The organism is Sphingomonas sp. IC-56 (assembly GCF_021043375.1).
GTDB lineage: Bacteria > Pseudomonadota > Alphaproteobacteria > Sphingomonadales > Sphingomonadaceae > Sphingomonas.
The window spans coordinates 66,851-93,496 of record NZ_JAJNDV010000005.1; the positions used below are offsets into that span (position 1 = coordinate 66,851).

Annotated in this window: 31 protein-coding genes; 11 read left to right on the forward strand and 20 right to left on the reverse strand. The window is 66.9% G+C overall.

Features of this window, described 5'->3' with window-relative positions:
- Window positions 1-124: 124 nt before the first annotated feature.
- The 7 genes from LQ953_RS08510 to hisB all read right to left on the reverse strand — a co-directional run bounded on the left by LQ953_RS08510 (window position 125) and on the right by hisB (window position 4,223).
- On the reverse strand, window positions 125-502 hold the full coding sequence (locus LQ953_RS08510) for a histidine triad nucleotide-binding protein (RefSeq protein ID WP_231030303.1): 378 nt from the start codon (window positions 500-502) through the stop codon (window positions 125-127).
- 54 nt (window positions 503-556) lie between these two features.
- Complete coding sequence (locus tag LQ953_RS08515; protein WP_231030304.1) at window positions 557-871, reverse strand: phosphoribosyl-ATP diphosphatase; 315 nt, start codon at window positions 869-871, stop codon at window positions 557-559.
- A 377-nt stretch (window positions 872-1,248) separates the two neighbouring features.
- Window positions 1,249-2,010, reverse strand: coding sequence for an imidazole glycerol phosphate synthase subunit HisF (gene hisF, locus LQ953_RS08520; protein WP_231030305.1), 762 nt, complete (start codon window positions 2,008-2,010; stop codon window positions 1,249-1,251).
- A complete protein-coding gene (hisA, locus tag LQ953_RS08525; protein ID WP_231030306.1) occupies window positions 2,007-2,765 on the reverse strand; it encodes a 1-(5-phosphoribosyl)-5-[(5-phosphoribosylamino)methylideneamino]imidazole-4-carboxamide isomerase in 759 nt (252 codons plus the stop codon). The genes hisF and hisA overlap by 4 nt, the downstream gene beginning before the upstream one ends.
- Window positions 2,753-3,355: an imidazole glycerol phosphate synthase subunit HisH gene (hisH, locus tag LQ953_RS08530; protein WP_231030307.1), complete on the reverse strand. Its 603-nt coding sequence runs from the start codon at window positions 3,353-3,355 to the stop codon at window positions 2,753-2,755. The genes hisA and hisH overlap by 13 nt, the downstream gene beginning before the upstream one ends.
- A complete protein-coding gene (locus tag LQ953_RS08535) occupies window positions 3,352-3,636 on the reverse strand; it encodes a YciI family protein (protein ID WP_231030308.1) in 285 nt (94 codons plus the stop codon). The genes hisH and LQ953_RS08535 overlap by 4 nt, the downstream gene beginning before the upstream one ends.
- The gene (hisB, locus tag LQ953_RS08540) at window positions 3,636-4,223 is read right to left on the reverse strand and encodes an imidazoleglycerol-phosphate dehydratase HisB (protein WP_231030309.1); all 588 of its coding nucleotides are present in this window, start codon (window positions 4,221-4,223) and stop codon (window positions 3,636-3,638) included. Before hisB ends, LQ953_RS08535 begins: the two co-directional genes overlap by 1 nt.
- 72 nt (window positions 4,224-4,295) lie before the next feature.
- Between hisB and LQ953_RS08545 the strand changes: the two genes are divergently transcribed.
- Window positions 4,296-4,787, forward strand: coding sequence for an SspB family protein (locus LQ953_RS08545; RefSeq protein ID WP_231030310.1), 492 nt, complete (start codon window positions 4,296-4,298; stop codon window positions 4,785-4,787).
- A 173-nt stretch (window positions 4,788-4,960) separates the two neighbouring features.
- On the opposite strand, the gene LQ953_RS08550 is transcribed toward LQ953_RS08545, so the two are convergent.
- The gene (locus tag LQ953_RS08550) at window positions 4,961-5,647 is read right to left on the reverse strand and encodes a PilZ domain-containing protein (RefSeq protein WP_231030311.1); all 687 of its coding nucleotides are present in this window, start codon (window positions 5,645-5,647) and stop codon (window positions 4,961-4,963) included.
- A 168-nt stretch (window positions 5,648-5,815) separates the two neighbouring features.
- Between LQ953_RS08550 and fumC the strand changes: the two genes are divergently transcribed.
- The 4 genes from fumC to gmk all read left to right on the forward strand — a co-directional run bounded on the left by fumC (window position 5,816) and on the right by gmk (window position 8,463).
- Window positions 5,816-7,204: a class II fumarate hydratase gene (gene fumC, locus LQ953_RS08555; RefSeq protein ID WP_231030312.1), complete on the forward strand. Its 1,389-nt coding sequence runs from the start codon at window positions 5,816-5,818 to the stop codon at window positions 7,202-7,204.
- Window positions 7,205-7,393: 189 nt separating this feature from the next.
- Complete coding sequence (locus tag LQ953_RS08560; RefSeq protein WP_231030313.1) at window positions 7,394-7,585, forward strand: hypothetical protein; 192 nt, start codon at window positions 7,394-7,396, stop codon at window positions 7,583-7,585.
- The gene (locus LQ953_RS08565) at window positions 7,582-7,776 is read left to right on the forward strand and encodes a hypothetical protein (protein WP_231030314.1); all 195 of its coding nucleotides are present in this window, start codon (window positions 7,582-7,584) and stop codon (window positions 7,774-7,776) included. The genes LQ953_RS08560 and LQ953_RS08565 overlap by 4 nt, the downstream gene beginning before the upstream one ends.
- Window positions 7,777-7,812: 36 nt before the next feature.
- Window positions 7,813-8,463: a guanylate kinase gene (gene gmk / locus LQ953_RS08570; RefSeq protein ID WP_231030315.1), complete on the forward strand. Its 651-nt coding sequence runs from the start codon at window positions 7,813-7,815 to the stop codon at window positions 8,461-8,463.
- 26 nt (window positions 8,464-8,489) lie between these two features.
- On the opposite strand, the gene LQ953_RS08575 is transcribed toward gmk, so the two are convergent.
- The 10 genes from LQ953_RS08575 to LQ953_RS08620 all read right to left on the reverse strand — a co-directional run bounded on the left by LQ953_RS08575 (window position 8,490) and on the right by LQ953_RS08620 (window position 18,557).
- Window positions 8,490-9,167 (reverse strand): ATP12 family chaperone protein, encoded by a 678-nt coding sequence (locus LQ953_RS08575; protein ID WP_231030509.1) that lies wholly within the window; start codon window positions 9,165-9,167, stop codon window positions 8,490-8,492.
- Window positions 9,164-9,382, reverse strand: coding sequence for a hypothetical protein (locus LQ953_RS08580; RefSeq protein ID WP_231030316.1), 219 nt, complete (start codon window positions 9,380-9,382; stop codon window positions 9,164-9,166). The genes LQ953_RS08575 and LQ953_RS08580 overlap by 4 nt, the downstream gene beginning before the upstream one ends.
- Window positions 9,379-10,038, reverse strand: a complete 660-nt coding sequence (locus tag LQ953_RS08585) for an HAD-IA family hydrolase (protein ID WP_443026561.1) — start codon at window positions 10,036-10,038, stop codon at window positions 9,379-9,381. Before LQ953_RS08585 ends, LQ953_RS08580 begins: the two co-directional genes overlap by 4 nt.
- A gap of 12 nt (window positions 10,039-10,050) precedes the next feature.
- Window positions 10,051-11,367 (reverse strand): RluA family pseudouridine synthase, encoded by a 1,317-nt coding sequence (locus tag LQ953_RS08590; RefSeq protein ID WP_231030318.1) that lies wholly within the window; start codon window positions 11,365-11,367, stop codon window positions 10,051-10,053.
- Window positions 11,364-11,741 (reverse strand): fluoride efflux transporter CrcB, encoded by a 378-nt coding sequence (crcB, locus tag LQ953_RS08595; RefSeq protein WP_231030319.1) that lies wholly within the window; start codon window positions 11,739-11,741, stop codon window positions 11,364-11,366. The genes LQ953_RS08590 and crcB overlap by 4 nt, the downstream gene beginning before the upstream one ends.
- Before the next feature lie 340 nt (window positions 11,742-12,081).
- The gene (locus tag LQ953_RS08600) at window positions 12,082-12,810 is read right to left on the reverse strand and encodes a hypothetical protein (RefSeq protein ID WP_231030320.1); all 729 of its coding nucleotides are present in this window, start codon (window positions 12,808-12,810) and stop codon (window positions 12,082-12,084) included.
- A 68-nt stretch (window positions 12,811-12,878) separates the two neighbouring features.
- On the reverse strand, window positions 12,879-13,649 hold the full coding sequence (locus LQ953_RS08605) for an EAL domain-containing protein (RefSeq protein WP_231030321.1): 771 nt from the start codon (window positions 13,647-13,649) through the stop codon (window positions 12,879-12,881).
- Window positions 13,650-13,715: 66 nt separating this feature from the next.
- The gene (locus LQ953_RS08610) at window positions 13,716-15,581 is read right to left on the reverse strand and encodes an ABC-F family ATP-binding cassette domain-containing protein (RefSeq protein ID WP_231030322.1); all 1,866 of its coding nucleotides are present in this window, start codon (window positions 15,579-15,581) and stop codon (window positions 13,716-13,718) included.
- Window positions 15,582-15,630: 49 nt separating this feature from the next.
- Window positions 15,631-17,139 carry a DUF4139 domain-containing protein gene (locus LQ953_RS08615; RefSeq protein WP_231030323.1) on the reverse strand — a complete coding sequence of 503 codons (1,509 nt, stop codon included), beginning with the start codon at window positions 17,137-17,139 and terminating at the stop codon, window positions 15,631-15,633.
- Window positions 17,140-17,141: 2 nt separating this feature from the next.
- Complete coding sequence (locus LQ953_RS08620) at window positions 17,142-18,557, reverse strand: DUF4139 domain-containing protein (RefSeq protein ID WP_443026559.1); 1,416 nt, start codon at window positions 18,555-18,557, stop codon at window positions 17,142-17,144.
- A gap of 196 nt (window positions 18,558-18,753) precedes the next feature.
- Here LQ953_RS08620 and LQ953_RS08625 point away from each other — a divergent pair, with 196 nt between their 5' ends.
- From LQ953_RS08625 to LQ953_RS08640, 4 genes are all read left to right on the forward strand, one after another.
- Window positions 18,754-20,445 carry a catalase gene (locus LQ953_RS08625; RefSeq protein WP_231030324.1) on the forward strand — a complete coding sequence of 564 codons (1,692 nt, stop codon included), beginning with the start codon at window positions 18,754-18,756 and terminating at the stop codon, window positions 20,443-20,445.
- 70 nt (window positions 20,446-20,515) lie between these two features.
- On the forward strand, window positions 20,516-21,079 hold the full coding sequence (locus tag LQ953_RS08630) for an ankyrin repeat domain-containing protein (protein ID WP_231030325.1): 564 nt from the start codon (window positions 20,516-20,518) through the stop codon (window positions 21,077-21,079).
- Window positions 21,080-21,220: 141 nt separating this feature from the next.
- Window positions 21,221-22,036, forward strand: coding sequence for a hypothetical protein (locus LQ953_RS08635; RefSeq protein WP_231030326.1), 816 nt, complete (start codon window positions 21,221-21,223; stop codon window positions 22,034-22,036).
- An 81-nt stretch (window positions 22,037-22,117) separates the two neighbouring features.
- Complete coding sequence (locus LQ953_RS08640) at window positions 22,118-22,345, forward strand: hypothetical protein (protein WP_231030327.1); 228 nt, start codon at window positions 22,118-22,120, stop codon at window positions 22,343-22,345.
- 64 nt (window positions 22,346-22,409) lie between these two features.
- Here LQ953_RS08640 and LQ953_RS08645 read toward each other — a convergent pair whose 3' ends face one another.
- Window positions 22,410-22,814: a glycine zipper 2TM domain-containing protein gene (locus LQ953_RS08645; RefSeq protein ID WP_443026562.1), complete on the reverse strand. Its 405-nt coding sequence runs from the start codon at window positions 22,812-22,814 to the stop codon at window positions 22,410-22,412.
- Between the two features lie 184 nt (window positions 22,815-22,998).
- On the reverse strand, window positions 22,999-23,823 hold the full coding sequence (locus LQ953_RS08650) for a class I mannose-6-phosphate isomerase (RefSeq protein WP_231030329.1): 825 nt from the start codon (window positions 23,821-23,823) through the stop codon (window positions 22,999-23,001).
- A 201-nt stretch (window positions 23,824-24,024) separates the two neighbouring features.
- Here LQ953_RS08650 and LQ953_RS08655 point away from each other — a divergent pair, with 201 nt between their 5' ends.
- Together LQ953_RS08655 and recN are read left to right on the forward strand one after the other, a co-directional pair.
- On the forward strand, window positions 24,025-24,897 hold the full coding sequence (locus tag LQ953_RS08655) for an outer membrane protein assembly factor BamD (protein WP_231030330.1): 873 nt from the start codon (window positions 24,025-24,027) through the stop codon (window positions 24,895-24,897).
- A 54-nt stretch (window positions 24,898-24,951) separates the two neighbouring features.
- Entirely contained in the window at window positions 24,952-26,613 is a 1,662-nt protein-coding gene (gene recN, locus LQ953_RS08660) for a DNA repair protein RecN (RefSeq protein ID WP_231030331.1), read from the forward strand.
- The last annotated feature ends 33 nt before the right edge of the window (window positions 26,614-26,646 follow it).

The following is a 26,646-nucleotide window of genomic DNA, read 5'->3' on the forward strand; positions in this document are numbered from 1 at the left end:
TAGACGGCGCTCTCTGGCACCGCGCCCTTGATGAAAGGCGCGAGCCTAGCCGCAAACGCCGGACGTGCAATCCTTTAGTGCGCTTGAGCCCCGCCCAGGCGCACGGAATTGGCGCTTTGACGCCTCAGCGCGCAAGCATCGGCCCCAGCGGCTGCTTGCCAAAGATGTGGACGTGCAGGTGCGGCACCTCCTGCCCGGCATGTGCGCCGACATTGGCGAGCAGGCGATAGCCGTCGCCCACCAGCCCCGCTTCGCGCGCGACATTGCCGACAGCGCGGACGAACCCACCGATTTCCGCGTCGCTGCCGCGCGCCGAGAAATCGTCCCAGCTGACATAAGCGCCCTTGGGGATCACCAGCACGTGATGCGCCGCCTGGGGCGCGATGTCGTGGAAGGCGAGCGCGTAGTCGTCCTCGTATACCGTCTTCGCCGGGATCTCGCCGCGCAGGATCTTCGCGAAGATGTTGTTCGGGTCATAGGGCTGGGTGGCGTCGATCGGCATGGGAGGTCTCCTTTCAGAGCGGCATACCCAATCCTCCTCGTGCCGGGGAGGACCTTAGGCCGTCCGCCCCGCCTTTTCCTCCAGTCCCGACAGCCCTTCGCGCCGCGCAAGCTCCGCACGCACATCGTCCAGGCTCAGTCCGGCGTCGGCGAGCAGCACGAGCAGGTGGAACATCAGGTCGGCGGCCTCGCTCACCATGCCTGCGTGATCGTCAGCAATCGCCGCGATCACCGTCTCGACGGCCTCTTCGCCGACCTTCTGCGCAATTTTGGCACGGCCCTTGGCCATCAGCTTTGCGACATAGGAGGTGTCGGGATCGGCCGCGCGGCGCTGGCGGATCGTCTGTTCAAGCGCGTCGAGCGTGTCCATCGCCTGCCGCTGCGGGAGCGGAGCGGCGCTGTCAATCCTTGCGGCGGAACCGGGCGCGCAGCTTGGCGCGCGCAAACCAGACACCCGCCGCGGCGCAAGCGGCCAGCGCCAGATCGGAAAGCTCGGGCATCGAGCGGCTGCTCGCCACACCGCTATGCGGCTGGGCCATGACAGGCGCGGCAATGAGGAGCAGAGCTGCGGCGATGCGGGGCATCCGCGCAGGGTAGGGGGTGCCGGTTCTGAAACGGTTAACACGGGCTGTGCGTGGGTACCCAATCCTTCGTCATCCCGGCCTTGAGCCGGGATCCCGCTTCTTCTTCAATGCCAATCAAAGGCAGCGGGACCCCGGCTCAAGGCCGGGGTGACGAACAAGAAAATCAACCCCGAACCGGTATCCCCGCCTCGCGCATCGCGGCATGCGCCTGCGCCACCGTCGCTTCGCCAAAGTGGAAGATCGACGCCGCCAGCACCGCCGAGGCATGCCCGTCGCGGATACCTTCGACCAGATGGCCCAGCTTGCCCACGCCCCCGCTCGCCACCACCGGCACCGTCACGCGGTCGGCGATCTCGCGGATCAGCGCCAGATCGTAACCGTCGCGCGTGCCGTCGCGGTCCATCGACGTCACCAGCAGCTCGCCCGCGCCCAGCTCCGCCAGCCGCAGCGCATGCTCCACCGCGTCGATTCCGGTCGCACGCCGTCCGCCATGGGTGAACACTTCCCAGCGCCCTTCGGACACCCGGCGCGCGTCGATGGAGGCGACCACGCACTGGCTGCCCATGCGCTCGGCGATCTCCGCCACGACTTCGGGCCGCGCCACCGCCGCGGAATTCACCGCCACCTTGTCGGCGCCCGCCAGCAGCAGCGCGCGCGCATCCTCCACCGTCCGCACGCCGCCACCGACGGTCAGCGGCATGAAGCACACTTCCGCCGTGCGCCGCACCACGTCGATCATCGTCCCGCGCGCCTCATGGCTGGCGGTGATGTCGAGGAAGCACAGCTCGTCCGCGCCCGCCGCGTCATAGGCCCGGGCCTGCTCGACCGGATCGCCCGCGTCGCGCAATTCCACGAAGTTCACGCCCTTGACCACGCGGCCCTGCGCCACGTCGAGGCAGGGGATCACGCGCGCGCGGACGCTCATGCGAAGTCGGCCGGCGACGCGCGCAGCCGCGCCGTCTCGATCGCCTCGGCCAAGTCCAGGCGCCCATCATAGAGCGCGCGGCCGGTGATCACGCCTTCGACGCCATCGAGGACATGGCCGGCAAGGTCCTGCACATCGGTGATGCTGGCCACGCCACCGCTGGCGATCACGGGAATCGCAACCTCGCGCGCCAGCGCCACGGTCGCCTCGACATTGCAGCCTTTGAGCAGCCCGTCGCGCCCGACATCGGTGAACAGCAATGCGGCCACGCCGACATCCTCGAAGCGCTTGGCAAGCTCGGCCACCGCAACGGTGGACACGTCCGCCCAGCCGCGCGTCGCGACCATGCCGTCGCGCGCGTCCACGGCCACCACGATCCGCCCGGGATTATCGCGCGCCGCCTCGCGCACCAGCTCGGGGTCCTCCAACGCCGCAGTGCCGATCACCACCCGCGCCACGCCCAGGTCCAGCCAGCGCTCGATCGACTCGCGATTGCGGATGCCGCCGCCCAGCTGCACCTTGCCGCCAAAGCGCTCCAGCACCGACGCGACCGCCGCGCCATTCACTGACTCACCGGCAAAGGCGCCGTCCAGGTCGACCATGTGCAGCCACTCGGCACCTGCCTGCGCGAAGGCTTGCGCCTGCGCGGCGGGATCGTCGCCATACACCGTGGCGCGGTCCATATCGCCCTCGGCCAAGCGGACGACCTGGCCGCCCTTCAGGTCGATTGCGGGGAAGATGATCAGGGACGCCATGCCAAAAACCTTTGCAGCAGCGCGATGCCGTAGCGCTGGCTCTTTTCGGGGTGAAACTGCACGCCGGCCAGATTGTCGCGGCCGATCGCCGCGGTGACCTGGGCGCCATGCTCGGTGGTCGCCAGCACATGCTCGCCTTCGAACGCGAAGCTGTGCAGGAAATAGGCCTCGCCCGGCTCGATCAGCGGATGGTCTGAACAAGGCACGACGTCGTTCCACCCCATGTGCGGCACGCGCACGTCAGGGGAGGGGGGAAGATGGCGCACCACGCCGGGGATCCAGCCCAGTCCGCCATGCACGCCCAGCTCCTCGCCACGCGTGGCCATCAGCTGCATGCCGACGCACACGCCCAGGAACGGCGCGCCTTCGTTGAGCACGCGCTGCTCCATCGCGCCGACCATGCCGTCGATCTCGCGCAATCCGCTCGCGCAGGCGCCGAACGCGCCGACGCCCGGCAGGACGATGCGGTCGGCCTTGGCGACCACATCCGGGTCGGCGGTGATCACCAGATCCTGCGCACCCGCCGCTCTCAGCGCATTGTGGACCGAATGGAGATTGCCCGCGCCGTAATCGATCAGCGCCAGCGTCACTGGCCGAGTGCTTCCAGCCCGGGTGCCAGGATGCTCGGCGCGACTTCGATGAACTGATAGTCCGCCGCGCCCTCAAGCGCGAAGGGGTCCTGCGCGGCCCAGGCCTTAACCTCGTCCATGCTCCCGCGCGCCAGGAACATGCCGCCGGTCACAGGCACCTGCCGCCCCGCCAGCATCAGCCGGCCATCGGCCACGCTCTGCTTCAGCCACTCGACATGCGCCGGACGCAGCCGGTCGATCTCGGCAATGTCGACCTTGTAGGACAGCAGCACGACGATCATCACAGCACTCCCTTGGTCGACGGGATCGCACCCGCCTTGCGAGGATCGATCTCGACGGCTTCGCGCAACGCGCGGGCCAGCCCCTTGAACGCGGCCTCGGCAATATGGTGGTTGTTAGTGCCGTACAGCGTCTCGACATGCAGCGTCACGCCGGCGGTCTGAGCGAAGCTGTGGAACCAGTGCTCGAACATCTCGGTGTCCATCTCGCCCAGCTTCCTCTGGCTGAACGCCGTCTTCCACACGAGATAGGGGCGGCCCGAAATGTCGATCGCGACGCGTGCCAACGTCTCGTCCATCGGCGACAGCGCGTCGGCGTAGCGGCGGATGCCCTTCTTGTCGCCCAGCGCCCTGGCGATCGCCTCGCCAATCGCCAACCCGGTGTCCTCGACCGTGTGGTGCTGGTCGATATGCAGGTCGCCAACCGTCTTGATGGTCATGTCGATCAGCGAATGGCGGGAGAGCTGCTCGAGCATATGGTCGAAGAAGCCGACCCCTGTGGAGATCTCGTACGTTCCCGTACCGTCCAGGTTGACGGTGACATCGACGGAGGTTTCGCTCGTCTTGCGGCTGATCGTGGCGGTGCGCATGTCCGCCTCACATAGCGACACGGGCCGCGCATGCAATCTTGACCGCAAGGCTCCATCCGCTACCCAGAGGGCATGAACGCCAACGTGCCCGACAGCCTGATTCCCTATGACGAGATCGTGCAGGAAGCCCTGCGCGCCGTTGTCGGCCGCGTCCTCAATTCGGTTGCCGATACCCAGGCGCTGCCGGGCACGCATCATTTCTACATCACGTTCAAGACGCATGCGCCGGGCGTGGACATCCCCCAGCGGCTGATCGAGCGGTTCCCCGACGAGATGACCATCGTCCTCCAGCACCGCTTCTGGGACCTGAAGGTCGATGACGAGAAATTCTCGGTAGGCCTGAGCTTCAGCGGCGTCCCGTCGATCCTGACGGTGCCCTTCTCCGCGATCACCGGCTTCCACGATCCGGCGGTCAACTTCGAGCTGCGCTTCCATGTCACCGACCTGGCCGAAGAACCCGCCCAGCATGACGAGGCGGAGAATGACGGCGCCACCGCCGCCATCGTAAAGCCGGCCGAGGACGGCTCCAACGTCGTCTCGGTGGATTTCAAGCGCAAGAAATAAGCTCCACCCCAATCCTCCCCTGGAAGGGGAGGTGGCAGCCTGAAGGGCTGACGGAGGGGTATCCCGGCGGATTGATCGGGTTTCAGATCGAAGCGGTGACACCCCTCCGACGCGCTGCGCGCGCCACCTCCCCTTGCAGGGGAGGGCTGGGACGGACCTGAATGTCGATTCGCTTAGGCCTGGACAGGCCGCAGCAAACGCGTGCGCAGATCTTCCATCTTGATATGCCGCGCCGCCGCGACTCGGTCGGACGCGTTCAGGATCGCGCCCAGATGCTCGAGCATCTGGCTCGCCCGGTCCAGGTTCTGAAGCGCGCGGGCATGGCGCTGGAGCAGGATCGGGTCCTCGACCAGATCCTCCCCCAAACTGTCGAGCAGCCGCTGCACGTACAGGATCTCTTCGGCGACTCGCGTTTCCAGCGCGTGCTCGTCCGGCCCGGCCGGCGCGGCCTCCGCTTCGGCGGGCAGCGCGGCGCCGGCACGCAGCGCCTGCTGGATCGCATCGACGCGCTGCTGGCCCTTGTGCCCGTTGAAGCTGGGGGAGAGCAGCCCGGCGACCCATTCGTCGACGGAAACGGTGGTGGCTTCAAATTGCACGCCGCATCGTCCGCCGGCCTGCCACACCACCTTGGCGGGCATTTCGATCACTGCGCGGCGCAGCACCAGCTTGGTGCCGATATTGGGCAGCGCCGCCCCGTCGAGCATCGCGCCGCTTTCGGACAGGTTGCGAATCCGCACGGTGGCCTGCAACGTGCCGGCTTCGATTGTGGCGGCCAGCAGCAGGTTCTTGCGCGGGGCACGCGCAACCTGGCTCTCGGCACCCGAATGTGTCGGCGTTGCGGTAGTCACCGTCTCGATCACTCCACCCCTGCGGAATTGTCTGCCCGCCATCTATCTAACGCGTTTGTGACAACGCTTGGTAAATGCCCGGCGCGTTCGCGCAGAGATCGGCGCCGCCGCTGCGTGCTGGCGTCCGCGGGGCAGGGGGGCTAGAGCCGCGGCATCCTGTTAGGCCCCAAGGAGGACAGCTTGACCACCCGTACCGAAACCGACTCGATCGGCGCCATTGAAGTTCCCGCCGACGCTTATTGGGGCGCGCAGACCCAGCGTTCGATCGAGAATTTCCCGTTCGGTTCGACCGAGCGCATGCCGCTGGGCATCGTCCATGCACAGGCGATCGTGAAGCAGGCCGCCGCGCGGGTGAACGTCAAGCATGGCCTCGACCCCGAAATCGCCAAGGTCATCGACCATGCGGCGCAGGAAATCGTCGACGGCAAGCTGGATGATCAGTTCCCGCTGGTGATCTGGCAGACCGGCAGCGGTACCCAGACCAACATGAACGTGAATGAGGTCATTGCCGGCCGCGCGAACGAGATCCTGACCGGTAACAAGGGTGGCAAGTCGCCGATCCACCCCAACGACCACGTCAACATGGCGCAGTCCTCGAACGATTCGTTCCCGACCGCGCTGCACATCGCCGCGGCCCGCGCGGTGACGCTTCAGCTGTACCCGGCGCTCGACCGGCTGCACGCCTCGCTCCAGGCGAAGGTCGACGCATGGGATCACATCGTCAAGATCGGCCGCACCCATCTTCAGGACGCGACGCCGCTGACGCTCGGCCAGGAGTTCTCGGGCTATGCCGCCATGCTCGCCTCGGCGCGTGACCGCTTCGCCAGCGTGCTCGATCTCGACATCTTCAAGCTGGCGCTGGGCGGCACCGCCGTCGGCACCGGCCTGAATGCTCCGGCCGGCTATGCAGAGGATGTCGCGGCGGAAATCGCCAACATCACCGGCCTGCCCTTCGTCACCGCGCCCAACAAGTTCGAGGCGCTGGCGACCAAGGACCAGCTCGTGAACCTGTCGGGCGTCTGCAACACGCTGGCCGTGTCGCTAAACAAGATCGCCAACGACATCCGTCTGCTGGGCTCGGGCCCGCGTTCGGGTCTCGGCGAACTCGACCTGCCGGCCAACGAGCCGGGCAGCTCGATCATGCCGGGCAAGGTCAACCCAACGCAGAGCGAGTCGCTGACGATGGTCGCTGCGCAGGTGATCGGCAACCACATGGCCGTCACCGTCGGCGGTATGCAGGGCCACTTCGAGCTCAACGTGTTCAAGCCGCTGATCGGCTCCAACGTGCTGCGCTCGATCCACCTGATGTCGGTCGGCATGGTCAGCTTCGCCGAGCGCGCGGTCGATGGTGCCAAGGCCAACGAGAAGCAGATCGCCGACCTGGTCGGCCGCTCGCTGATGCTGGTGACCGCGCTCGCCCCGGCGATCGGCTATGACAACGCCGCCAAGATCGCCAAGAACGCGCATGAGAAGGGCCTGACGCTCAAGGAATCGGGCCTGGCGCTCGGCCTGGTCGATGAAGCCACCTTCGACCAGTACGTCCGCCCCGAGACGATGGTCGGCCGTTAAACTCTCTCAATCCTCTCCTGGAAGGAGAGGGGGACCAGCCGAAGGCTGGTGGAGAGGTATCCCGGCGCATGAGACGGTAATATCCCTCCACCACCGAGCTTCGCTCGGCGGTCCCCCTCCCCCTCCGGGGGAGGATTTTCAGGGAACCCAAGACCATCTCCCGCGCTCTACCCCGCAAAGGAGACACACATGCTCGGCAACGCAATCGCCGCTTTTATCGGCCACAAGATCGACGCCAGCGATGGTGAGGGCGGCGCGGTCGGCGCCGTTGCCGGCGTGGCCGCATGGAAGGCCGCCAAGACCGTGATCCCGGCGGTTCTGTTCTTCGGCGCGATCGCCTGGGGCATCCAGTATCTCGCCAGTCAGGGAGACGACGCATGATCCGCAACATCCTGGGCGCCGTGATCGGCAGCCAGATCGACCGGCGCGACGGGCGCGGTGGCATGAAGGGCGCAGTGCTCGGCTATGCCGCACAGCGCGCGATCACCCGCATGGGCGCACCAGGCCTCGTGCTTGCCGGCGGCTATGGCGTGTATCGCATGCTCAAGGAGCGGCGGAACCGGCGCGTGTGACTTGACGGGGACCGAGTCCCCGCGCCACTAGCCCCCATGCCGCACCGCACCGAAAACGATCCGCACAAATTCCGTCGCCGCGGAGTCCTCTTCGTCCTGTCATCGCCATCTGGCGCCGGCAAGTCGACCATCGCGCGGAAGCTGCTGGCGGCGGATCCGTTTCTCGAAATGTCGGTGTCCTACACCACCCGGCCGATGCGCCCGGGCGAACAGGACGGCGTCGACTATAACTTCGTCGACCTCGAACGCTTCCGCGAGATGGTGACGAACAACGAGTTCCTGGAATGGGCGCATGTGTTCGATCATCGCTACGGCACCCCGCGCGAGACCGTGAATGCCATCCTCGCCTCGGGCCGCGACGTGCTATTCGACATCGACTGGCAGGGCGCGCAGCAGCTGTTCCAGCTTGCCGGTGGCGATGTGGTGCGCGTGTTCATCCTGCCGCCCAGCCTCAAGGTGCTGCACGAGCGGCTGATCAACCGCGGCACCGATTCAACCGAAGTGATCGACGGCCGCATGTCGCGCGCCAACAATGAAGTCAGCCACTGGGATGGCTACGACTATGTGCTGGTCAACGACGATGTCGAGGAATGCTATGAAAGCGTCCACACAATCCTGAAGGCCGAGCGCCTCCGCCGCTCGCGCCAGACCGGCCTGATCGGCTTCATCCGCGGCCTGAACAAGTAATCTCCGGCCTCCTGCCCGGCGGGGGATTAAAGCAATGTCAGGAACTTAACCCCGGCATCAAAGTCCCGCCGCCGCGCTTCCTCGGCCTCGACCGCGAGCGCATCCTCACCCCATTGCTCGGCCTGCCAGTCCTCGTCGACCCGCGCGGCGCGCCACATTGCGTCAGCCTCTATTGCACCCTCCAGCAGCGCCAACGCCGCCACCAGCGATCCGCTGATCGTCACCAGCGGCGCGAGTCCCGCTAGTCGGAACGGGTCGAGCGCCAGCACCGCCTCGCGCAGCCGCGCCACCGTCGCTTCCGGCTGCGCACGATGCATCACCCCGGTCGCCGTCTCGAAATGCACGTCATACCGCCCCCGCGCCCAATCGAGCAGCGGGTCCCAGGCAGCAGCCTGCCTTTCAACCAGCGGCGCAGGCTCGCCCGCGCGATAGTAGAGCAAGTCGCTCTCGCCATAGGCAGCAAGCCCCTCGGCAAAGCTTTCGCGCGCCGTCGAGATCCGGTCGATCGCCGCATTGGCAAGGCCGGTCAGCGGCATCGCCCGTGGATCGATATTCTCACCCACCGCGCGCCACTCCGCCGCCACAGCTTCGGCGAGCTGCGGGGTCGGCAGCTTCAGCGGCACCCGACCAGGTGTCCGCACCGGCTTTCCGTCGAGCGAAACCTCGCCGGCTTGGACGGTAACATCCTTCCAGAATCGCTTCACTGTGTCGGCGTCTTCCATTTGCGCGCCATGGCGCGGGGCACCACGGCCATGATGTAGAGCGAGGCGAGGATCAGCGCGCCGCCCAGCAGCGTATGCTCGGTGGTATGCGACCGTCCTGCGATCAGCAGCCCCAGTACCGCTCCGGCGGCCCCGGCCAGATTGACTCCGGCCATCAGATAATAGCGTTTCTGCGCCAGCCGGTCCGCGTCGGTCATAGGGCCTCCAGGTGCGCGGGCAGTTCGCGGGCATGTTCCAGCACATGCCGCGCGCCAGCGTCGGCCAGTTCTTGCCGGCTGTGGTAGCCCCATGCAACACCTATGGCATGCGCCCCGGCGGCGCGCGCCATCGCCATGTCGAAGCTGGTGTCGCCAATCATCGCCGTGGTCTCCGGCGCGGCGCCTGCTTCGGCAACGGCGGCCTCCACCATCGAGGGGTGCGGCTTGGAAGGATGCCGGTCGGCGGTCTGCAAGGTTACGAAGCGGTGCCGCAGACCGTGATGCTCCAGCACCCGAATCAGTCCGCGGTCGGACTTGCCGGTGGCGACGCCCAGCACCCACCCACTGGCCTCCAGCGTCTCGATGGCCTCCAGCACGCCCTCATACAGCGGCTCGTCCTCGATCCGCCCGGCGGTGCGCAGCTCGAAATAGGCCTGCTTGTACGCCTCGGCCATCGCTTCGTGCAGGTCGCGCTCCGCTTCCGGGTGCAGGCGTGCGATCGCTTCCACCAGGCTCAGGCCGACGATCCGCCGGATCGCCTCGCGGCTTGGCGGCGCGAGCTTCTGCCCCTCGAAGCAATGCTCCATCGCCAGGCAGATGCTCGCCTGACTGTCGACCAGCGTCCCGTCACAGTCGAACAGGGCGAGGCGGTTCACCTGCGCCATCGATCAGCGGCTGCGGCCACCGCCGCGCCCGGCCGGACCGCCCGTGCGCGGACCGGAGCTTCCACTGCGTCCTCCGGGTCCGCCACTGCGTGGCCCGGCGCCACTGCGCCCTGCTGGGCCGCCCGTGCGTGGGCCGATGCCGCCACGCGGTCCCTCGGCGCCACGTCCGGCCGGTGCACGCGGCTTCCCAATCGGCTTGCTGCTGCGGGACGCTTCGGCGCGATCGCTATTGCTCTCGGCACGCCCGCGCCGTTCGCCGCGGCGTTCCTTGCGCACCGACTTGGCATGCGCGCGCGCCTGCGACTTCAGTTCGTCGCGGGTGAGGGGAGGGCGGTCCTCAAACGCCGTCGTCTCGCCCAGCGCGAGATCGAAGCCCATGGTCTTCATCGACTCGGCGAAATGGCTCGGCAGTTCGGCGGTAATGTCGATCTTGCCGCCATCGGGATGGTCGATGCGCAACCGCCGCGAGTGCAGGTGCATTTTCCGCGACACGCCGCCGGTCAGGAAGGCTTCGGGCCCGCCATATTTGCCGTCGCCAACGATCGGATGACCGATGGCTGCCATGTGCACGCGCAGCTGGTGGGTGCGACCGGTGAACGGCTGCAGCTCGACCCAGGCGCCGGTGTTCCCCGCGCGCTCGATCATGCGATAGCGGGTGCGAGCAGGCTGGCCTTCCTTCTCGTCGACCTGCATCTTCTCGCCGCCGGTGCCCGGCTGCTTGCCGATCGGCAGGTCGATAAAGCCATCGGCGATGTCGGGCACGCCGACCACCAAAGCCCAATAGATCTTCTTGGCGGTCCGGCCCGAGAACGACTTGGAGAAAAACGCCGCCGCCTTGGCCGAACGCGCGACCAGCAGCGCGCCCGACGTATCCTTGTCCAGCCGGTGGACCAGCTTTGGCCGGCCTTCGGCGTCATACTGCAACGCATCGAGCAGCCCGTCGACATGCTCGAACGTTTTGGTGCCACCCTGCGTGGCAAGGCCCGGCGGCTTGTTGAGCACGATCGCGGCGGCGTCCTTGTGGATCACCATGCTTTCGGCCAGTTCCGTCTGCTCGGCGCTCAGCTCCGGACGGGCGCGCTTCGGGCGCGGCGTGCTGGCGGGCTTGGGCGCCTCGGGCGATGGCAGGCGCAGCACCTGACCCGCGGCCAGCCGGTCGGCGGGCGTCGCGCGCGCACCATCGACGCGCAGCTGTCCCGTGCGTGCCCATCGCGAAACGATGTTGAAGCTCACATCCTCCATATGCCGTTTGAACCAGCGGTCGAGGCGGATGCCATCGTCGTCCGGGCTAACCGTAAACTGGCGTACGTCGTTACTCATGCCGCAGCCCTCATCAACGCAAGTCCGGCCATCAGCGCGGCAAGCGCGCCCAGCACGGAAATCAGAATATACCCAAATGCCATCATCCAGTCGCCGCGTTCCATCATCAGGACCACGTCGAGCGAGAACGCGGAGAACGTCGTAAACCCGCCGAGCACGCCGGTGCCGAGCAACAGCCGCCAGGTCTCGCCGCTGCCGTCCAGCCGCGACAGGTTGCCGACCAGAACGCCCATGGCGAATCCACCGAGCACGTTCACTGCCAGCGTGCCCCAGGGATAGCCCGGCCCCCACCAGGCAAGCGTCGCCCGCCCGAGCAGGTGCCGGCCACCGGCGCCGACGGCACCGCCCAGCATCACGAGAAAAAGATTTGGCATTCCGGGCCGGTAGCCTGAAATCGTCGCTTTGCCTATCCTCGCGTCTCCCGACCGCTTGGCGATCAGGGCCGGAGGAAGAAGTGTTGGTCCACGCGAAGGCGCGAAGAAGGTAAGAGGTTCGCGCAGAGGCGCGGAGGCGCGGAGGAGTGCAAGCCTGCCGCGTCAGCGGCCCTCAACAACCAGCGCTGCCAAACATGATAGCCGCTGACGCGGCACGTGCAGGAGCCCCGCACCACCTTCTCTGCGCCTCCGCGCCTCTGCGCGAACCTCTCTCTTCTAAAAGCTTCGCGTCTTCGCGCCTTCGCGTGAAACCCGCTTATCCCCTGCGGGCGCCCGCAGGTCAGATGCCGTTACTCGCGACCATGTCGATGTCGGTGCCGCCATCGTTGCGGCTGGTCATGAACAGCACATAGGCCGCGTCATCGCGTGCGCGGGTACCGCCCAGGATGTGCTGCTTGCCGTCCACCTGATGCTCGGCGCTGTACCCGCCGCGCTTGGCCTTGGTGTAATACCAGTCGAGCAGCAGCTCCATGGGCTGCGCGGTGGAGAAGGTGACGACGCGCAGCGCGCATTTGCCGCCCTGATTGCCCGCCGCCTCAATCACGCGGGCCTGCGGGAACAGCGGCAGGTCGGCGGGCAGGCGTGTGGCCCACCGTGCCGAATAGTTCAGCGCCGACGCGCACTGGCTGGTGCGCGCATTCTTCTGGCGCGAAGCCAGGCCGTCCAGCGTGATGCTGTCGCGGGCGGCGGCGCATTGCGGGCAGTCCTTGCCCGCGGCAGTCGCCGGCGGTGCCTTCATCAGTCCGCTCGTGTCGATCTTGTCGCGGTTGGTGGCGATCGCGTCGCTCGGCACCATGCCCGAATAGGGCTGTGGTGCGGGGCGCAGTGCGTCCTTGTTCGACATCTGCGTCAGCTGCGGATCGACCATGATCTGCTCCTGGAGCGCGCTGGTGATCGCCGGATCGGCGATGTTGCCCAGTTCGCTGTCGTTGACCGGCGCAGGCTCGTCCTTCTTCCCGCACGCGGCGAGCATCAGGGGCAGGGCAAGCAGAAGGGCAGGGCGAAGCATCGCAAACGTTCCTTTAGGATGGGGCCATGCTGCCACAGCCACGGTTAAGGAAGCGTTGGGTGTGTTGTTCAGGCGGCCATCGCCGAGGATCCGGCCGGCATGTAGATCTGCGGCAGCGTCCGCAGTTCGGGCCGCGCGAACAGATAGCCCTGCTGGTAGCGCACGCCCAGCCTGACCAACGTCGCGAACTCGGCTTGCGTTTCCACGCCTTCCGCGATCACGGTGATATCGAGGCCCTGCATCATCCGCATCACGCCTTCGACGATCATGCGCCGCGGCAGGCTGGTGTCGATGCCGCGGATCAACTCCATGTCCAGCTTGACCAGGTCAGTTTGCAGCCGCGCGAGCAGCCCCAGTCCGGCATGACCGGCGCCGAAATCGTCCAGCGCGGTGGCGAAGCCGAGCCGCTGATAGGCTTCGATGATCGATGCGACATGGCCGGTATCGACCATCTCCTCACCTTCGGTGAATTCAAAAATCAGCCGGTCGATGGGCAGCCCGGTCTTGCGCGCGGTCTTCAGCGTCAGCTGGATGCACGCAACGGGGGAATATACTGCGTTGGGCAGGAAGTTGATCGACAGCCGCGCGTCGTTGTCCAACAGGCCCGCCGCCACGGCCTGTTCGATCGCGGCCACGCGGCACTGCTGGTCGAACGCATAGCGGTTGGCCTTCGTCACGCGGCCCAGCACCTCGCCGGCGCTTTCCCCGTTCGCGCCACGCACCAGCGCCTCATAGGCAAAGGCGCGTCCGGTCTCCACGTCGACGATCGGCTGAAAGGCCATGGCCAGGCCGAAATCCTCGGCGCCCTCGCGGCAGCCCTGGCAACCTAGCTGTGTCATGCAGAACCCTTTCAGGTTCCACGATACGTACGAGCCGATAACAAAGTGTTGAGTATGCGCCGCTTGTCAGGCGGCAATCCCCTCCAGCGCCTCGCTCGCCGCCATCCACGCGGCTTCCGCAGCATCGATTCTATCGCTCAGCTCGGCGCGCCGCTTCATCAGGTCGGTCATGCTCAGCTTGGCAAGCGCGCCTTCCGCCGTGGAAGGATCGAACATTGCCCGCTCCACTGCGCTGCGCTGCTCGGTGAGCTTGCCCAGTTCCGCCTCCGCCGCCTTTGCCGCCTTGCGCAGCTCGGCTTCCTTCTCGCGCGCCTCGGTCGCGAGCCGGCGCGCTTCTTTCTTGTCCGCCTTGGACAGCTTGGGACCCGCGCCGTCCTTGCTCAGCACAAAGGCGATATAATCGTCCAGCGAGCCGTCGAACTCCTTGGCCGTGCCCTGGTCGACCAGCACCAGCCGGTCGGCGGTCATTTCCAGCATATGCCGGTCGTGGCTGACCAGCACGACGGTGCCGGTATATTCGTTGAGCGCCTGGATCAGCGCCTCGCGCGCGTCGACGTCCAAGTGGTTGGTCGGTTCGTCGAGGATCAGCATGTGCGGCGCGTCGCGGGTGATCAGCGCCAGCGCGAGCCGCGCGCGCTCGCCGCCCGACAGTTTTCCGACTTGGGTGGTCGCCTTCTGCCCGGAAAAGCCGAACCGCCCCAATTGCCCGCGCACCGCGCCCTGCGTCGCGCCCTTCATCAGGGCGGTCATGTGCTCCAACGGGGTCTCGTCCCGGTCGAGTTCCTCGACCTGGTACTGGGTGAAATAGCCCACCCGCATCTTGCCGCTGGCGTTCATCTCCCCTTCCATCGGCGTCAACTGTGCCGCCAGCAGCCGGGCCAGCGTCGTCTTGCCGTTACCGTTGCGCCCCAGCAGCGCAACGCGGTCATCCGGATCGATGCGCAGGTTGAGCCGCTTGAGGATCGGCGTGGAATCGTAGCCGACGCTCGCCAGGTCCAGCGTGATCAGCGGCGGGCGCAACTCGTCGGGATTGGGGAAGTCGAAGCTGAGTGTCGGATCGTCGAGCAGCTCGGCGATCGGCTGCATCTTGGCCAGAGCCTTTTGTCGGCTCTGGGCCTGCTTCGCCGTCGAGGCACGCGCCGAATTCTTCGCGATATACGCCTGAAGATGCTCGCGCTGCGCCTGCTGCTTGGCGCGCGCCGAGGCAATCTGCGCCTGCCGCTCGGCGCGCTGGCGCTCGAACGCGTCATAGCCGCCGGGGTAAAGCGTCAGCTTGCCGCGATCGAGATGGAGGATGTGGTCGACGACGTTGTTGAGGAAGTCGCGCTCGTGGCTGACCAGCAGGATCGTCGCGGGATAGGACTTCAGGAAGTCCTCCAGCCACAGCACCGCTTCCAGGTCCAAGTGGTTGGAAGGCTCGTCGAGCAGCAGCATGTCGGGCTGCGAGAACAGCAAGGCGGCCAGCGCCACGCGCATCTTCCACCCGCCTGAAAAGCTGTCGAGCGGCCGGTGCTGCATGTCTTCGTCGAAGCCCAGGCCCACCAGGATCTGCGACGCGCGGCTCGGCGCGGTGTACGCGTCGATCGCCATCAACCGCTCATAGACCTCGCCCAGCCGGTCGGGGTCCTGGCAGGTCTCGCTCTCGGCCATCAGCGTCGCGCGCTCGGTATCGGCCTCCAGCACCGTTTCGAACGGAGTCGCGTCGCCATGCGGCGCCTCCTGCGCGATATAGCCCAGCTTCGCGCCGCGCGGCATGTCGACGCTGCCAGTATCAGGCTCCAGCTGGCTGGCGATCACCTTGACCAGAGTCGACTTGCCGGCCCCGTTGCGGCCGATCAGCCCGATGCGGCCCTTGGGCGGCAGCTTAGCGGTGGCATTGTCGATGATCGTGCGCCCGCCAAGGCGCACCGTGATGTCGGTCAGGTTGAGCATGGCCGCGCCCCTAGCAGGCCCAGCGCCTCAGCCCAAGCGCGGCATGCTTTCAATACCGATAGCGTAGCTCCGCCGTGCCGTTCGCCGGGATCACCGGCGACCAGGTGGGGACGCCATCGACCACCGCCAGCGGCTCGCCCTCGCTGACGATTGTGCCCCCTGCTTGCGCGATCGGGAACTCCGCGGCGACAGGAAAGGGGTTGGCGTTGGTGACGCTCAGCACCACCAGCCTGTCCGGCAGCACCGCCTGCTCCACCATCACCTGGCTGCTCACGCCCGCGCCCAGCCGCAGCGTCTCGCCCACCGCGCGGTCGGTCATGTTGCCCAGTCCGAGCAATAGCCGCTGGTTGCCGCGAGGTGCATACAGCGCCGTATCTCCGGCAGGCAGCGGCACGCCAAGCCCGGCATCCTTCTCGTTCCGGAGCGCCAGCACGATGTCGGTCGGCGCCGCCTCGATTTTCTGGCCCGGATAGATGATCTTCCGATAGCGCCGTTCGAACGGCACTCGCGCTTGCGACAGCAAGGCCAACTGCTTCTGCGCGCGCGAGGATACCGTGACGCGCTCCGGCACGCGGTACAGCTTCAGGTCCCCCAGATCCTCGGGCGGTGGCGGCGGTGCCGGTGGCGCGGGCGGCGCCGGCGGCGAGAACGCTGCCGTCATCATTGGCGGGGCCATCCTTGATCCCGTCACCACGATCTCGTCGGCTTCTTCGAAGCGTTGCTCGCGCAGGTCGGAGGTGGTGGTGCCCTGTGGAAAGCACACCAGCCGCAGCGCCGCCACCGCGCGCTCAACCGGCTGCGTCCAGATCCGGTTCAACCTACCGGCCACCGCCTGCACTTGCGCCCCGGCAAAGGTCTCGGGGTTGGCGTTGGCCAGCGTCAGCCAGGCGAACAGGTCGAAGCTCCCCCCATCCGGCGCCATCGTCGCGACATAGCTCGCCCGCCAATCAAAGCCCGAGGACAGATAGGTGAGCGTCACCGTCACCGTCTGCGCCCGCGCGCTGGTGGTGGTGACGCTGAGCACCGGCTTCGCGGAAAGACCCGCCGGCAATTCGCCGAAGCTCAGCTTCTCGGGCAATCCCGAGCACCGCAGCGCCTCGATCCCGCTCCCGGTTTGCAGGATCACGCCGGGGGAGGGGCCGGCGACGATCGTTGCTTCCTCGCTCACCTGCCGCCCGGTCGCCTTTTCGGTACGGGTGAGGGTAACTTGGCGCCCCAGCGTGCCATCCACCAGCGAAGCGGGGGACAGCAGCCGCGCGTCGCGGTTCTTCTCGATCGTGCCGCCGGGCAGCCCCTCGACGACCGCGCTCACCGGTACGATCCCCTCCGCCACGCCCTCGAAGCGCACCACGGAGGTCCCGCGCGGCAGCTTCACCCGCCGCGTCTCGGTCACCATCGCGAAACCGCGCAGGTTGTGCAGATCGATGGTGCCGCCGCCATTTGGCGCGCGGTACACGGTCAGCGAGACGCGCTCAGGCGCTGGCGACGTGACGGTCTGCGCCTGGGCGCTTCCCGCCACGCCGGCGGCAGTCAGCGCCTTAAGAACCAGCCGCCACATGATCAGAAGCGCGTGTCGAACGTCGCGGTGACCACCGCCTCCCCATTGGCCGGCACCGGCACCTGCCACGTCATCGTGCCGGCGTCGGTGCGCTCGCCCTTGCGGCTTTCCTCCAGCACGCGCGTGTCGGCCCATTGCAGCCCGCTCTGCACCAGATCGACGCTCACTGGCCGCGACCGCGCATTGGTAAGGCGATAGCGCATCTGCGTGCGCCAGCGATCACCGCCAAGCCGCGTGCGCGATACGGTGGTCGACTGGACCTTCACGTCAAAGGCATCGCCGGTCGGCAGCGCAATGGTGGAGCCCTGCGGCGTGTGCTCGATCCGGTTCTCGCCGGTGAATTGCGGCTGTCCGCGCGCATCGCGGACATAGACGCGCACCACGCCCGCCGGCAGCGCATCGCCGAGACCTGCCGCACCCGAATTGGCGAAGCGCAGGACCGACTGGGCACTGCGCGGCTCGTTCGAGCTCCCCAGCCAGTTGTTCTCGAAACGATAGCCCGCGTTCGCCGAAACGCCCTTGGCGTCCAGGAAGCTCACCTGCTTGGTCTGCTTGTCCGCGATCGTCGTGCGCTCGGCCAGCGGATACAAATAGAAGTCGCCCAGCTGTTCGCGCGCCGCCGTCTCGGTGCCCGGTGCCATGCGGGTGATCACTCGGACGCGTCGCGGATATCCGTTGTTCATGCCATCGGCACTGCCGACCTCGCCCGCGACCAGCAGCGTCTTGGCGTTGTTGAAGGTCGTGCCGCTGGTATTACGCAGCGTCACCCATCCCTGCACGTCGATCCTGCCGTTCTTGTCGTCGAACAGCGCGACATAGTCCGCGCTCCATCCCAACCCGCGGCTCAGATACGACAGCGCCGCCGGCCGCGCGCCCGCACGGTTGCTCGCCAGCGTCACCGAGAGCGTCGGCCGCGCGCGCAGCGACTCCGGCACCTTGTCGAACACCGCGCGCACCGGCAGCCCGTCGTCACGCAGCACTTCGATGCGCCCGTCAATGTCCAGCACTACGCCGCCATTCACCGCCAGGACCCGCGCCCGCTCGCGGGTTTCCGCGCCCGTCGCCGGGTTGGTGCGCACCAGCGTGATCGTCTCGCCCACGGCATTCTGCATCAGGCTGGTCGGGCTCAGCAGGTCATAGTCGAAATTCTGCTCGACAATGGCGGCATCGGGAACGGCCAGCGACACCGTCTCGGGGCGGATCGCCGCGCTCACATCGGGAAAGCTCTGCCGCACCCGTCCATTGGCCAGGGTCAGCGTGCGCACATCCTGCACCAGCGCGACATCGTTGTTGTAGATGGTGACCGACACATCGCCCTGGGCAGAGCCTGCCCCCGGGGTGGCGGGCGCTTCCTGCGCCATTGCGCCCAGCGGCAGCAACAGCGCCGCACAGGCACCCATCTGAAAGGCCGCTCGCATCGATCTTCCCCTATTATTGCGCCGATCATGCACGGCCACGCGGCCGCCCGCAACGCTCTCGCACTTCGTTACCCACGCGAATCCGATCAGTCTGATCGCGATTGCCCGTTTCGCTTCGACGACGCCCTGCGCCACACGGCCGCCCCGAGCCACGGCGCCACTCGCGCCGGCTCCAGCAGAATAAAGGGTTCAGTACATGAAGTTCACCACCGATCGGCGAGCGCGCCTTCTGGCGAGCGCGGGCCTCGCCCTGTTGGCCACGCCGGCGCTCGCGCAAAGCGATGCGCGCGACACCCACGCCGCCAGCCGCATGCAGACCGCCGCGGCACCGACTGTCCCCGAACAGCCCGTCCTGTCGCAGCCCGGCGTTCCCGGTACGGTCGCGACCAGTGGCAACGGCACCCCGGCCACCGCTCCCCAGTTCACCCGCGACAACGGCGCCCCGATCGGCGAGAACCGCCATTCCAAGGCTGTCGGCGACATGGGTCCCGTCCTGCTCGAGGACGCGCATTTGATCGAAAAGCTCGCCCGCTTCGACCGTGAGCGCGTGCCCGAGCGTGTCGTCCATGCCCGCGGCACCGGCGCACATGGCGTGTTCCGCGCCACTGCCGACATCTCGGATATCACCCAGGCATCGCTGTTCGTGCCGGGCAAGGAAACCCCGGTCTTCGTGCGCTTCTCCACCGTGATCCACGGGCTGCACAGCCCGGAAACGATGCGCGACCCGCACGGCTTCGCGACCAAGTTCTACACCGATCAGGGCAATTGGGATCTGGTCGGCAACAACCTGCCGGTCTTCTTCATCCGAGACGCGATCCAGTTCCCGGACATGATCCACGCGCTCAAGCCCTCGCCGGTCACCAACAAGCAGGACCCGAACCGGATCTTCGACTTCTTTTCGAAGACGCCCGAGGCGACCAACATGATCACGCAGGTCTGGACCAACCTGGGCACGCCCGCCTCCTATCGCACGATGGACGGCAACGGCGTCCACGCGTTCAAGCTGGTGAATGCGCAAGGCAAGACCATCTTCGCCAAGTTCCGCTGGATCAGCCACCAGGGTGTCAAGAACCTGAACGGCGATCAGGTCGCAAAGGCGAACTTCAACTTCCTGACCGACGATTTGTACGGCCAGATCGGCGCCGGCAATCACCCCAAGTGGGACCTGATGGTGCAGACCATGTCGGCCGATCAGTTCGCTGCGCTGAACTACAATCCGTTCGACGATACCAAGGAATGGCTGAACGTGCCGTTCAAGAAGATCGGCGAGATGACCTTGAACAAGGTCCCCGACAACTTCTTCGAATGGACCGAGCAGTCGGCCTTCGCACCGTCGAACATGGTGCGCGGCATCGAGCCGTCGCCCGACCGCATGCTCCAGGGTCGGCTCTTCTCCTATGCCGACACCCAGCGCTATCGCATCGGCGCGAACGCCATGAGCCTGCCGGTCAACCGCCCGCGCGTGGCGGTGGTGAACAACAACCAGGACGGGCAGCTCAACGTGTCGGGCCGCTTGGCGGACGTGAACTACTTCCCCGCGGACACCGCGCCCAAGGCGACGGCCGCGCAGTTCCGCAACTCGACCTATCAGGTCTCGGGCGTGGTGGACTCCAAACCGATCGCAAAGACCAACAACTTCGAGCAGGCGGGCATCTTCTACCGCTCGCTCAAGCCACAGGACAAGGCGGACCTGATCAAGAACCTGTCCGGCGACCTGGGCCAGGTCACGTCGCCGCGAGTGAAGACGATCATGGTCTCCTACTTCTACCAGGCAGACAAGGACTATGGCACGCGCCTCGCCAAGGCAGTGAACGTGCCCATGACCGAAGTCACCAAGGCGGCCGCCGAATACCGCGCCGCTTATCCTGACCAGTTCGGGGCGAACTAATCGCCCCGGGGCCTCGGCGCATGCCCCCTCTAGTGTGCCGAGGCCCATATTCTTCCAAAGGACTATTCCAATGATCGTCAGCCTTGTCGCGGCGCTGCTCGCCGCGGCTCCCCAGGATGCGCCCGCCGCGTCGCTGCCATCGCGCGAACGGCGCCAGGAACTGCTGTTCGAGGCCGCGCGCGCCGGCCGTGTCGATCTGATCGACCCTCTGGTGAAGACCGGCGCAGACCTGAACGGCTATGACAAGCGCGGCTTCACGCCCCTGATCCTCGCTGCCTACAATGGCCAGGCCGCTGCCGTGGACGCCCTGATCCAGCGCGGCGCCGACCCGTGCAAGCCCGACGCCGCCCAGGGCAACACCGCCCAGATGGGCGTAGCGTTCAAAGGCGACGACACCCTGGCCGCACGGCTCCTCAAGGAAAAGTGCGACGTCAACGCCCGCAACAAGGCAGGCCAGACCGCACTGATGATGGCCGCCCTGTTCCGCCGTGAAAAGCAGATCGAACTGCTCCTCGCCGCCGGCGCCGACCCCACCCTAACCGACGCCGAAGGCCGCTCCGCTGCCACGGTAGCAGCAGGGCAGGGCAGCGAAGCCGTAGCTCGCCGCCTTGAAAACGGGCGCGAGAACCGCTGATCGTAGGCGCCAGGTAAATGGCGGTGAAGTTGAGCCATGTTTGCTGCGCGGATCCGCCGGAGATCAACCGTGCTCTCATGAACCGCAACGCGCCTCAACATTGATCTTGTAAGTCGAGCCATGTTCTGTGATGCTTCGGCAATGCTATTCCTGATCGCATTAGCAGCTGGTTTTCTGCCGGTGACAGTCGCTACGCCAGTATCTGCGCAACAGTCAGATGCGAAGAGTTCGGCCGACGTGGTTGTAACGGGAAAGAAACAGCGGGAAGAACGAACCGCTGGTGCGGTTACCGCGCTGGATGAGTACTCCGTGCGCTTCGCTAGGTGTGCCAAGAAGGTCGATATAAGGCTTCTTCACAAGATCATCGACGGCGAGCCTTACAGCTCACCCAGTCAATATGCCCTTGATCGTGCCATACGGACGAACATGGGCTGTTATATGGGTTATCACACGCCGGGCTCTCCCGAACCCTATTACGGCGTGTGCAACGCGATCGATAACCACGCCTATCGTTTCCGCCTGCCCGTGTGCAGGGCGCCGTACGACCGGGCGGCACTGGTTGCAGAGGCCATCGCGCGCTACGCGCCCGACGTGCGGCTTACCAAGACGCAGACCATGAACGTGCAGGTCCAGGCGCGTCTGGGCGCGCGCGAAAAGCAGCGCAACAGGCTGCGTCCGCTGACGGAGCGTCAATATGTCGCCGTGACATTGTGCATGGTCGGCAATGCTCCCGAAGCCGCCGCCGACCTGGTTCATAATAATCGTTCGTCGAAACTGCAAAAGTCCGCAGCCGATCGGCTGATTGAAGAAACGTCGGAATGCACGGGCGATGCGAAAGAGCTTAAGATCGACCGGGTCGAGTTCCGGAACTATGTAGTCGACGCGTTTTACAGCTGGCTGGTGGCGGCGAGGAATGTCCCCTCACTGCTTCCGCTGCCGCCCGATCAACACAGCTGAGCCCTCGCCTGGCAGTTACTGAGCCCCTGTGAGTGCCCGCCTTATCTTGCCAACACACCTGGAACGTCCCATATCCGGGCCATGCTGAACATCCTCTCCATCCTCATCGGCCTGGTGGCGCTGCCCTTCGCGGTGGTCGGCATCATCCCGATCCCGCTGCTCCCGCTGATCAACTGGATTGCCTTGCCCATCGCGATCGTCGGTACGGTCGTCGGCATGGCCTCGCGCAGCAATGGCGGGCGCAACTTCAACCTGGTGATTGTGCTGATCTCCGGCCTGCGCGTCATGCTGACCGGCGGCATCATCTAACCGGATACGAAAAGAGCCCGGCGGTTTCCCGCCGGGCTCCCTCTCGCCTGCGTGGCAGAGATGGTTAGCGGCAGCGCACGTTGCCACGGTCGACCGAAGAGCCGAGCGCCGCGCCGGCTGCCGCACCCAACAGCGTGCCCAGCGTCGACGAACGGCCGTTGGACAGCGCGTTGCCGAACAGGCCGCCAGCCACGCCACCGACGATCAGGCCGGTCGTGCCGTCATTGCGGCGGCAATAATATTGTCCGTTGCGGCCGCGATAAATGCGGTCATTCCGGGTCAGGCGCCGCTCGCGGTAATAGCGGCCGTCGCGATAATACTGATCCGCGTAATAGGTGCGCTGGCCGGGACCGGGGCGATTATAATCGTAGTTCCGGTAACGGCGCCAATCGTTGCGCGTGTCGCGGCGGTCACGCCGGTCCCGCCAGTCCTGGTCCATCGCGGCAGTAACGGCGGCGGCACTCACCATCGTGGTTGCCGGGGCGGCAGTGGCCGCGGGGATCGCGGCGGGGACAGTCACGGCAGCCAGCGTGGCGGCAAGAAGAAAACGCATCGTTGCGACTCCATGTCGTTGTCGATGCGGTTTGAACGTGCCGCCCGTTTGCGCGGTTGCGTGAACGAAAAACTACCTCCCGTTCACCTGCCGTCCAGCATCAGATGCGCGTGGCACCGGGATAGGCGAACAGCAGGTCGCTGCCCATTTCGGCATGCAGTTCGCATCCACCATGCAGCGTCACGCACTCGCCCGCGCGGAACGGCACGCCGTCCACCACGCCTTCGCCGGCAACCGGGATCAGCCAGCCGGTCGTGCCTTCTGGCACCGTGAGCGTGCGGTGCCCACCCGCCCAGCGCTCCAGCACGAACTTGGGGCCTTCGACCAGGATGGTGCGGTCCTCGGCCACCTTGCCCGGCATCGGGTGCGGCACGAACGGCCGTGCGTCCGACACCGCCACGCCTTCGTCCAGGTGCAGCTCGCGCGGACGGCCATAATCGTACAGGCGATAGGTCGTGTCGCTGTTCTGCTGGATCTCGATCAGGGTAATGCCCGCACCGATCGCATGCACCGTCCCCGAGGGCGCATAGAAGAAGTCTCCGGCCTTGACGGGCTTCCAGTCGAGCAGATCCTCGATCGACCCGTCCAGCGCCGCGGCGCGCAGCGTCTCGCCGTCCACCGGTGCCTTGGTACCCAGCGCGATGGTGGAGTCCGGCTCGGCCGCCAGGATTACCCAGCACTCATCCTTGCCTCGCGGCAGCCCGCGCGCATGTGCCTGTTCGTCGTCGGGATGGACCTGGACCGACAGCTTTTCGGACGTGAACAGATATTTGATCAGCAGGTCGGGCGTGCTGTCGCCCGGCGTCTGGAACCAGACCTCGCCCACCGGCTCGCCGTCCGCCGCCGGATCGGCAAAGCCTGGATACAGGCTGTGGCGGCCCCAGGGCTTCTCGACGCGGTGAGTGGCAAGCAGAGTGGCGGTCACGGTTCTTCTCCGAAACGGGGAGGGGAGTTCGCGCACCACCTAGGAGCGGCCCGGAAGAACGGCAATGGTGCCCTTCTTCGATCCTCCCTCTCCATTGGAGGACTGAAATTGCCCGCCCGACACCGCCCACCAACCCTCCGCCGCAATCCCGCCCCGAAAAGGATTGTTTGCCGCCACGCCGCTGGGCTAAGACGCCAACCCATGCGTAACTCCCTGTCGCGCGCCGCCGCGCTCGTGCTTCTCCCGGTCCTCGCTTTCTCCGCCGCCGGCTGTGCCCGCAGCGGGGGCGGCAATGCCGACCTGCCTTATGTCGCCCGCGACGTCGGCACGCTCTACACGGCGGCCAAGGACCGGCTCGACCGGCGCCAGTACAAGCTGGCCGCCGCGCTGTTCGATGAGGTCGAGCGCCAGCATCCCTATTCGATCTGGGCCCGCCGCGCGCAGCTAATGGGTGCGTTCAGCTATTATCTGAACGGCGATTACCCCCAATCGATCGCCTCGGCACAGCGCTTCCTGGCCGTCCACCCGGGCAACCGCGACGCGCCCTACGCTTATTACCTGATCGGCTTGAGCTATTACGAGCAGATCGCCGACGTGACGCGCGATCAGAAGATCACGCAGCAGGCGCTCGATTCGCTCGGCGAGCTCACCCGCCGCTACCCCAACACCCGCTACGCCGCCGACGCGCGGCTCAAGATGGACCTGGTCCGCGACCACCTGGCGGGCAAGGAAATGGAGATTGGCCGCTTCTATCAGAGCCGTGGGCAGTGGCTCGCCTCCACCAGCCGCTTCCGTTCGGTGGTCGACAATTACCAGATGACCACTCACGTGCCCGAAGCGCTGCTGCGCCTGACCGAGAGCTATCTGAACCTTGGCCTGCCCGGCGAAGCGAACAAGGCTGCGGCGGTGCTCGGCGCCAATTACCCTGGCACGGACTGGTACAAGCGCGCTTACGAGGTGATGCAGGACAATCGCGAAAAGCTCGCCGAAGCGCAGGTCCAGGCACAGGCCCCGGCACCCGCTCCCGCGCCGGCGCCGGCCCCGGCACAGCCCCAGGCGACGCCGGCCGGCTGAAAAGCGGGCGTGACGGCTTCCGTTCGCGCTGTGTTCCTGCGATAAGCCGCGGCGATGCTGACGGCGCTCTCCATTCGCGACGTGGTCCTGATCGAGGCGCTGGACCTCGAATTCGGCCATGGCCTGGGCGTGCTCACCGGGGAAACCGGCGCGGGCAAGTCGATCCTGCTCGACGCGCTGGGTCTGGCGCTGGGCGCGCGCGGCGATAGCGGCCTGGTCCGCCAGGGCGCGGCGCAGGCAGTGGTCACCGCCAGCTTCGACACGCCCGCGCAGGATGGCGGCATCGCCAATCTGCTCGCCCAGAACGGCCTCGACCTCGAACCAGGCGAACCCCTGATCATCCGCCGCATCGTCAAGGCCGACGGCGGCAGCCGCGCCTTCGTGAACGACCAGCCCGCCTCAGCGGGGCTCTTGCGCGAACTCGGTCCCCATCTGGTCGAGATCCACGGCCAGCATGACGACCGCGGCCTGTTGAACGCCCGCGGCCACCGCGCGCTGCTCGACGCCTTTGCCCGGCTCGACACCGGCACCATCGCGGTCGCGCACCGCGCCTGGCGCCAGGCCGAGGACGCGCTCGCCGCCGCCCGCGCCGAGCAGGATCTCGCCGAGCGCGACCGCGAATGGCTCGACCATGCCGTTGCCGAGCTGCGCAGCCTCGCGCCCGAGCCGGGCGAGGAAGAGCGCCTGGCCGAACGCCGCGCCACCATGCAGCGCGGCGAAAAGATCGCCACCGAACTCCAGTCGATCGCCGAACTGCTCGACGGTTCCGAAGGCGGCCTCAGCCAGCTGCGCCAGGCCGCGCGCATCCTGGAACGCATCGCCGAGGGGCATGACGCGCTCGCCGAGGCGCTCGCCGCAATCGATCGCGCCCTCACCGAAGCCGGCACGGCGCAGGACTCGATCGACGCTGCCGCCGAAGCCCTCGCCTTCGACCCCGCCGCGCTCGAAGCCGACGAGACCCGCCTGTTCGACCTGCGCGGCCTAGCGCGCAAACACCGCGTCCAGCCCGACGACCTGCCCGCGCTGCTCGACGAACTCGCCGCCCGGCTCGACCGCCTCGAAAGCGGCGGCGCCGGCATTGCCAAACTGGAACGCGCGGTGAGCGAAACCCACGCCGCCTATGCCGCCGCCGCCCGCACCCTGTCGCAGGCCCGGCAACAGGCCGCCGCCCGCCTCGACGCGGCCGTCGAAACCGAGCTCAAGCCGCTGAAGCTCGACGCCGCCCGTTTCCGCACGGTGGTCGAGCCGCTCGACGAAGCGCAATGGACCGCGACTGGCATGGACCGCGTCGAGTTCGCCGTCTCGACCAATCCCGGCGCGCCCTTCGCCCCGCTCATCAAGATCGCCTCGGGCGGCGAATTGTCGCGCTTCATCCTCGCGCTAAAGGTCGCGCTCGCCGAACAGGCCGGTGCCGCCACGCTGATCTTCGACGAGATCGATCGCGGCGTCGGCGGCGCCGTCGCCAGCGCGATCGGCGACCGCCTCGCGCGTCTCGCCGGGACCGCCCAGGTCCTTGTGGTCACCCACAGCCCCCAGGTCGCCGCGCGCGGCACCCAGCACCTGCTGATCGCCAAGAGCCATGACGGCACCGTCACCCGCACCGGCGTCACCCCGCTCACCGACGCCCAGCGCCGCGAGGAAATCGCCCGCATGCTCTCCGGCGCCGAAATCACCGACGAAGCCCGCGCCCAGGCGCAGCGCCTCCTCGCGGCATAAGCAGGTAGGCCGGCCTCTCTCCAAGCGGGCCGA